The 7,539-nt window shown below is 67.4% G+C and carries 3 protein-coding genes and 2 pseudogenes; 3 read left to right on the plus strand and 2 right to left on the minus strand.

Annotated elements, in window-relative coordinates; translation table 11 throughout:
* Positions 1 to 272: 272 nt before the first annotated feature.
* From F8S13_26160 to F8S13_26170, 3 genes and pseudogenes are all read left to right on the plus strand, one after another.
* Positions 273 to 698 carry a ferritin-like domain-containing protein gene (locus tag F8S13_26160; protein KAB8139940.1) on the plus strand — a complete coding sequence of 142 codons (426 nt, stop codon included), beginning with the start codon at positions 273 to 275 and terminating at the stop codon, positions 696 to 698.
* A gap of 331 nt (positions 699 to 1,029) precedes the next feature.
* Positions 1,030 to 2,940, plus strand: a pseudogene (locus F8S13_26165) (N-acetylmuramoyl-L-alanine amidase).
* A 9-nt stretch (positions 2,941 to 2,949) separates the two neighbouring features.
* A pseudogene (locus tag F8S13_26170) lies at positions 2,950 to 3,144 on the plus strand (hypothetical protein).
* A gap of 263 nt (positions 3,145 to 3,407) precedes the next feature.
* Here the strand turns inward: F8S13_26170 and F8S13_26175 are convergent.
* On the minus strand, positions 3,408 to 4,364 hold the full coding sequence (locus F8S13_26175; GenBank protein ID KAB8139941.1) for a hypothetical protein: 957 nt from the start codon (positions 4,362 to 4,364) through the stop codon (positions 3,408 to 3,410).
* 222 nt (positions 4,365 to 4,586) lie between these two features.
* Complete coding sequence (locus tag F8S13_26180) at positions 4,587 to 7,049, minus strand: hypothetical protein (GenBank protein KAB8139942.1); 2,463 nt, start codon at positions 7,047 to 7,049, stop codon at positions 4,587 to 4,589.
* Positions 7,050 to 7,539: the final 490 nt, after the last annotated feature.

The raw sequence follows: 7,539 nt of genomic DNA on the forward strand, positions 1-7,539 counted from the left end.
CCCTTTTGCTCCTTGGTGCTTTGGAGTCTTGGTGGTAAAAACATGCTGCCGATCAAGAACGCATCGGCCCTGCGCGCCACGGCATTTTGTTGATCTTTTGAATCCTATGGGCTATGATAGCCGTATCAGAAGCGCATCTATGTGAACATCGTTGCGGCATCGCCATGTGCTTGCTGGTAGCCTGCTGTCGCTAGTGATCTGACGAGCTGCCTTCGCTTGTCTGGCACCTGCACTCACGGCAGGCCATCCCGAGCTTGAGAAAGGATCGCACTGTGGATCGACAGACTCTGATCAACCACCTGAATGAAGATCTCGCCGGCGAGCTGAGCGCGATCATCCAGTACATCACCTACGCGGCCAAGTGCACCGGCCCCTACCGCCCGCAGCTGTCCCAGTTCTTCCTGGCCGAGGTCCCCGACGAGCAGGGCCACGCCCAGTTTCTCGCCAACAAGATCGTGGCCCTGGGCGGCGAGCCGACCACCGTGGCCCGCCCGGTGGCCGCCGCCGAGACCAACCGCGAGATGCTGGAGGCCGTGCTGGCCGCCGAGCGCAAGGCCACCAAGGACTACACCGCCCGCGCCATCGAGGCCGAGGCGGCGGGCGAGAAGGGCCTGGCCATCCAGCTGGAGAATATGATCTTGGATGAGAGCGGCCACGCCGAGGAGACCGAGCGTATCCTGCGCGACTGGCCGCTGTAGACGCGCCCGCGATCAGCTGCCGGGCGCGGTGGTGAAGCAGCACGGCGGCGGGCAGATCGTCACGCTGATCCAGCCGACCGAGGCGCTGCTGGCGGCGGCTGGTGAGGCCGCCATCCACCATCGGCTAGGCGAGCGACGCCAGGATACCTGCGTATCCTGGCGTCGCTGCTCTTGCGATTAACAGCTAGGTGTTAGTTGGGCGAAGATGTCTGATTCTGCGAGTTTTTGCCTGTGCCTTTTGGCCGGGGCGTAGAGCGCCTGTGCTACTATCGTCCCACGGCAAAATAGTTTGTGTTACGAAGGGTTCTCTTTGTCCGTAGGGGGATTCTCGATGGCGTATCCAGCTTCTCGTCGGCCCGCGTTCTACCTCGCATCGCTTGCTCTGATCGGGATGTTCACGCTTGCGGGCATGCTGCCCGCGCCTTCGTCGGCGAAGACGGATGACGACACGTCCTCTACGCTCCAGCAGGCCTTCAGCGCCGCCGCGAGCGAGTTCCAAGTTCCCGCGCCGCTGCTGCTGGCGGTCTCGTACAACCTGACGCGCTGGGAGACCCACGCGGGCCAGCCGAGCGCCAGCGGCGGCTATGGCCCGATGCACCTGATCCACGCCGAGGAGGGCCACTTCCACCAGCGCGGCGACGAGGCCGACGATGCCGCCGCGGAGGTCGATCTCGACTCGCCGCTGCTGACGCTGGATGCGGCGGCGAGCCTGCTGGGCACATCGCCCGAGCTGCTGCAGACCGACGCGACGCAGAACATCCGCGGTGGCGCGGCGCTGCTGGCCCGCTACGCCCGCGAGCTGAGCGGCGGCGGCCTGCCCAGCGGCGCGGCGGGCTGGTACGGCGCGGTGGCCAAGTTCAGCGGCTGGCGCTCGGCTGCCCAGGCCCAGGGCTTCGCCGACGATGTGTACGCCACCATGCGCGCTGGCGCGGTGCGCACCACCAGCGAGGGCCAGCGGCTCGCGCTCTCGCCCCAGGCCGTTGTAGCCAACAAGCTCACCGCCAAGCCGCTGGGCCTGATCGAGAACACCGCTGCGGTGGCCGACTGCCCGGCCACGCTCGACTGCGACTACGTGCCCGCCGCCTACACTACCACGACCTCCTCCTACGGCAACTACGATCTGGCCAACCGCCCGGTTGATGGCGCGGACATCCGCTACATCATCATCCACGACACCGAGACCAACTACACCAACACGCTGAAGGTGTTCCAAGACCCGGCGCACCAGGCGGCGGCACACTACGTGGTGCGCTCGCAGGATGGCCACGTGACCCAGATGGTGGAGCACCGCGATGTGGCCTGGCACGCGGGCAACTGGGATGTGAACACGCACTCGATCGGCATCGAGCACGAGGGCTGGGCGATGGAGGGCGCCACCTGGTACACCGAGGCGCTCTACTCGGCCTCGGCCAAGCTGGTGCGCTACCTGTGCGAGAAGTACGGCATCCCCATGGATCGCCAGCACATCATTGGCCACGACGAGGTGCCGGGAGTGAACGCGGCGCGCCAGGCGGGCATGCACTGGGATCCCGGCCCCTTCTGGGATTGGGACCACTACATGGCGCTGGTGAACGCGCCCAGCAACGCCTCGGCCAGCACCGACGTGCGGCACACCATCAGCATCCGCCCCGACTTCGACACCAACATGCCAGCCATGACCTACTGCCCAACCACGGCCACCTGCGCTGCGGTGACGCCCCAGCCGTCGAACTTTATCTACCTGCGCACCCAGCCGATCGAGTCGTCGCCGCTGATCACCAACCCCTTCATCGGTTCGTCGCCGACGCTGGCCAACAACTGGGCCAACAAGGCTGCGGCGGGCCAGCAGTTCTACCGCGTCGACCAGCAGGGCGACTGGGATGCGATCAACTTCAGCGGCCAGAAGGCCTGGTTCTACAACCCCGGCGGCATCAACGCCCAGCCCAGCGTGGCGACCGCGCTGATTACGCCCAAGGCGGGCAAGTCCTTCATCTCGGTGTATGGCGTTTCCTACCCTGAGGATGCGGCCTACCCGGCGGGCATGACGCCGCGCGCCGTGACCGAGGTCTACCAGCTGCCTGCGGGCCAGATCTACGCTGCGACTGAGGTCTTTACCGGCACCGCGCTCTACGCGCCGGATTATATTCCGACGTATGATCCGACCCGGCACTATGTGATCACTGGCCAGCGGAAGTACTACAAGATCTCCTACAACCATCGTTCGGGCTTTGTGAACGCCGATGATGTGGAGATCGTCTCGGAGGCCGAGCCGACGCCGACGGCTACACCGACGGCTACACCGACTGATACCGCCACCCCGACAGCAACGCCGACTGATACCGCCACCCCGACAGCAACGCCAACTGTGACGACCACGCCTGGAACGCCGACGCCGACGGCCACGCCCAAGACGCCGACGGCCACACCCAAGACGCCGACGGCCACACCCAAGACGCCGACGGCCACGCCCAAGACGCCGATGGCCACGCCCAAGACGCCGACAGCGACGCCCAAGACGCCGACAGCGACGCCCAAGACGCCGACAGCGACGCCCAAGACGCCGACAGCGACGCCCACGGTCGTGCCGACGCCAGGCAGCGGGCCAGATACCTTCGTCTACCTGCCGCTGATCACCCGCTAGATCTATCGGTCAGGCCAGTCGGCATAGGCAAAAAGAACGGTCTGGGCTGCATACAGCCCAGACCGTTCTCTTCTAGGCCGAAGGCCAGCCTAGCGGTCGATCGTGAAGCTTACCACCGCCTCGCGCCCGCTCTCCTGGCCGTGCGCCACCAGCTGCCACGTGCCTAGCGGCGCGTCGGCGGCGGCCTGCCAGCCCCACGAGGCCCGGCCATCCGGCCCAGCCTGCGCGTTGCCAATCGTCTCGGCGCTGATCACGCGGCCATCGGGGCTGTTCAGCCACACGCTCAGCTTCTCATCCTTGCTGAAGCCCGCCGCCGAGAAGTGGAAGGGCACGTCGCGCGTGCCGTGCTCGGGGCTGACTGTCAGCGAGGCGCTGGGTGCGCCGCCGTTGCCCGTGATCGTCACCACGATGTCGCGGTTGAGGTTGCTTTTGGTGCCGCGCAGGTAGATGTGCCAGGTGCCCGCCGCCGCATTTTCGGGCGAGATCCACCAGCCGTCCACGCGGCCCTCGGCGCTGGCAGGCCCCTTCAGGTGGGCGTCGGCATCGGCCAGCGCGCCGCCCGGCCCGCTCACCGATATGGCCACCTCCTCGGCGGCGGTGAAGCCGTTGGCGAAGAAGGTGAACGACGCGCCCGCCCGGTCGGCTGCCGGGGTCACGCCGTAGGCCTCGTTGCGCTGCGGCGAGGGCGCGGGGTCGCCGATGGTGAACGGGATCACCTGCTCAAGGCCGCTCTTCTTGCCGTGCACCACCATCTGCCAGCGGCCCTCGGCGATATCGTCGGGGGCGACCCACTTCCACGAGGCCCCGCCACCCACGGTGGCCGCGCCGATCTCGGTGCGCTTCACCGTCACCACCTCGCCGCTGGGCGAGTTCAGCCAGGTGCTGATCTGCTCGCCTGGGCTGAAGCCGCCTGCGTAGAACAGGAATGTGGTGCCCGCAGGCCCCACCTCGGGGCTGACGTTCGTCACCGCCGCCTGCGCGGCGGCCATGGGCAGCAGCGCCGCCAGCATACCGACACATAGTATCCAATTGCGTAGTGAACGCATGGGTTCCTCCTTCAGCGTACGCGATAGTACAGCCTTGTCGGTGACAAGTGTACGAAATTGCCCCCGGCGTTGTCAAACGCCGGAGGGGTGAGAGCGGCATCATCTGATCAGATGATTCGCCGCTCCAATCATCTCTTCTTCTTCGCTCCCAGTTTTTTTCAAAAAATGAAAGGAAGCTGTGGAGGTTCTCCCACAGCTTCCTTTCACTTGGTGTGCTGATGCCTAGCGGGCCAGCCGATACACGCTGAAGCCGCCCTGGTCGTAGACCTTCGTCACCAGCCCCAGCGATTCAAGCGTGGACTGCCAGTCGGCGTGCAGCGCGGCCATCTTGGCATGGTCGATCACCAGGTAGTCCACCTGCCAGCGCTGCATCAGCCGCAGCGAGCTCTCGTCGGGGAAGCGGTAGTAGATGTCCTGTCCCTCGCGGAAGGCCGCCGGGGTGAAGGTGCCGTTGCCCTGGCTCACCGGCTTGTCGGCGTAGATCATGGTCAGGAACTCGGTCGGGCCGCCGACCTTGTGCGGCAGGTCCACCACCGAGCCATCGCCCGGCTGGTCGCGCAGCCACACATCCACCGGTCTGGCCTGCACCTCGCTCAGCGGGATGACCGAGGCCGATTCGGCCAGCACCAGCGCGCCTGCCAGCGCCCAGGCCGCGTGCCAGCGCGCGCCGCGCAGCCGCTGGGCCAGCCGCTCCAGCGCAACGCTGGCCAGCACGCCAGCGCACAGCATCACATACAGCTCCATGCGACCCCAGGTGCGGATGCTGCTGAAGCCCGGCAGTTCGTAGAGCAGCTTGGCAGGCAGCGGGATGCTGATGCTCTCGCCCAGCCTCAGGTCCGGCCCCAGCGACAGTAGCCCGAACACCAGCAGCATCGCGCCTAGGGCCAGCGCGGGCCGCTGCTTTCGCCCCAGCCACAGCCCGGCCAGCGCCAGCGCGATCACGGCGTAGCCCGGCGAGGCGTAGTGCTCGCCGCCGTCCGGCGGGTAGAGGCTAGTGGCCCACGCGCCCCACAGCGGGTGCAGCGGGTTGGGCAGGATGTAGCTGATTGGCTTGACCGCGTGCAGCGCCAGCTGCGCGTACTGGTGCTGGTAGGTCAGGCCCTCGGCCTGGGCCTCGAAGTAGGGCTGCAGCGCAGGCAGGATCAGCGCCACGCTCAGCGCCGCCATCAGCGCCAGCGGCTGCCACACCTCGCGCAGCGTGGCCAGCAGCCCGCGCGGCCCCACCCGCACCAGCGTGTAGCCCACCACCAGCAGCGGCGTGGTCACGCCGTAGATCATCGAGCTCCAGGTGGCCAGCACATAGGCCGTGGCCGCCAGCCAGCCATCCCAGGTGCGCCGCCGCGTCAGCATGCCCTCCCAGGCGTACAGCAGCAGCGGTGCCCACTGCGATGCGCTGATCCCGAAGTGGCCGGTGGCGTGGAAGAACCGCCGCACGCTGAAGGCGTAGATCAGCCCGGCCACGAAGGCCGCGCCCGCCCGCGCCCCCAGCCGCCGCGCCAGCAGGTAGGTGAAGAAGCCGCTCAGCGCGAAGGTCAGCAGCAGGTTGATGTTGTAGCTCACCGTCGGCCCGAAGATCAGCGTGAGCGGGATGTACAGCATGTGCTGCGCCGCCGAGATCTCCGAGCTGGTCAGCTCCGCGCCGTTGGGGAAGAACAGCTGCGGCACATAGGTGGGCGAGGTGTGGCGCTGCAGCAGCGCCTCGCTGTACCACTGCATCTTCCACAGGTACTCCCAGTTGTCGCCCGCCGCGCCCATGATGTGGGTGGTGAAGTGCAGCACCAGCGGCAGCAGCATCACCGCGCTCACCGCTAGATAGCCCGCCAAGGCCCGCCAGTGCTCGCCGGCCCAGGCCCGCAGGCTGGCCACGCGCCCCGCCTCGCCCGCGCCCCAGCGCAGCCGCGCGCCCAGCGCCAGCCCCAGCGCCGCGCACACCGCCAGCGTGAAGCCCAGCGCGTGCCAGCGGTTCACAAAGCGCATGTCGCTGTGGCGCATGGCCAGCAGGATGCACAGCAGCAGGCTTGCGCTCAGCGCCTGCGCCCACGGCGGGGCCTGGTGCGCCGCCAGCAGCGCCGCCAGCAGCCCCACCGCCAGCGCGATCAGTGCAACCTGCAGCGGCACCATCCACGCGGGCGCGGCCTCCGCCGCCCAGCTCGCCTCGAACATCGCGATGCCCAGCTTGCGCTCGCTCTTGTTCACCTCGTCGGGCGCAAAGGTGGGGCTTTCGAACCGCACCTCGTTGCGGCCCCAGCGCACCTGGCTGGCGGGGATGGCCAGCGCGTAGGTTCGCGCCTGCTCGCCCACGTCGATCTGCATCAGCGGCTGGCCGTTGAGCGATACGGTGGTGCGGATCGGCCCCGGCGCGCTGGGCCAGGGCGCGCTGGCGCGGAAGCGCAGCACGTACGCGCCCACGCCCTGCGCTGGCAGCCGCAGCACGCTGTCGCCGTCGGTCCAGCGGAACCCGCGCCCGTCGGGCGTGGTCTCGGCCAGGTTGAAGCCCTGGGTGAGCGGCGCGCCCACCCCGCCCAGCGAGAAGGACATGCGGTCGTTCAGCGGGGCCGCCCACAGAAAGGCGGCGCTGATCAGCAGCGCGATCAGGCTTGGCAGCAGGGCGCGGGCGTAGCGCGCCCCGCCTGTGGCCACGGGCCGTCGGGCGGGGCGTGGGGTGGAGGTATATGGCTCGACCATGGGGCTATCCTCAGTGCTGTGTGGGCGATCTGGTGCGCTGGGCGCTGCTGCGGGTGCTGACAGCGGGGCCGCATGTTGCTCGCAGCAATGCGCAATCGGCGGCGGCGCTGTAAAGCGCCCTCCCAGCCGCCTATGGTAAAAGAGAATAGCGATTTGTCAAGCGCGGGCCAGGCGCGTAGGGCCTCTGCGCTCCCAGTGCGCAGAAGACTCTTTACCACCAAGGCTCCAAGACACCAAGCAACACAAGAGGACAAATATCATGAAGGCGTAGAGGCGCGAGGGGAGCACAAGAGGGCGAAAAACCACAGAGGAACGCCTTATATTGGGGATTCCAAGGGGGCGATGCACCCTGGCGGGGTTCCAAGGGGCAGGCCCCTCACATGGTGTCACTTTTGGGAAGTGTCAGAAGTACACTTTCCAGCGAACGGGCATGGATAGACCGAACGCGTGCTGGCGGTTTTGCCACGCGATGGCCAGGGTGAACAAGCTG

It is taken from the genome of Chloroflexia bacterium SDU3-3, from assembly GCA_009268125.1.
In the GTDB taxonomy this organism is placed as follows: Bacteria; Chloroflexota; Chloroflexia; order Chloroflexales; family Roseiflexaceae; genus SDU3-3.

What these genes read in the sequence shown, in the direction of transcription:
- F8S13_26175 (KAB8139941.1), bottom strand. Translation starts at nt 4,364, where the DNA reads ATGCGTTCACTACGCAATTGGATACTATGTGTCGGTATGCTGGCGGCG.
- F8S13_26180 (KAB8139942.1), bottom strand. Translation starts at nt 7,049, where the DNA reads ATGGTCGAGCCATATACCTCCACCCCACGCCCCGCCCGACGGCCCGTG.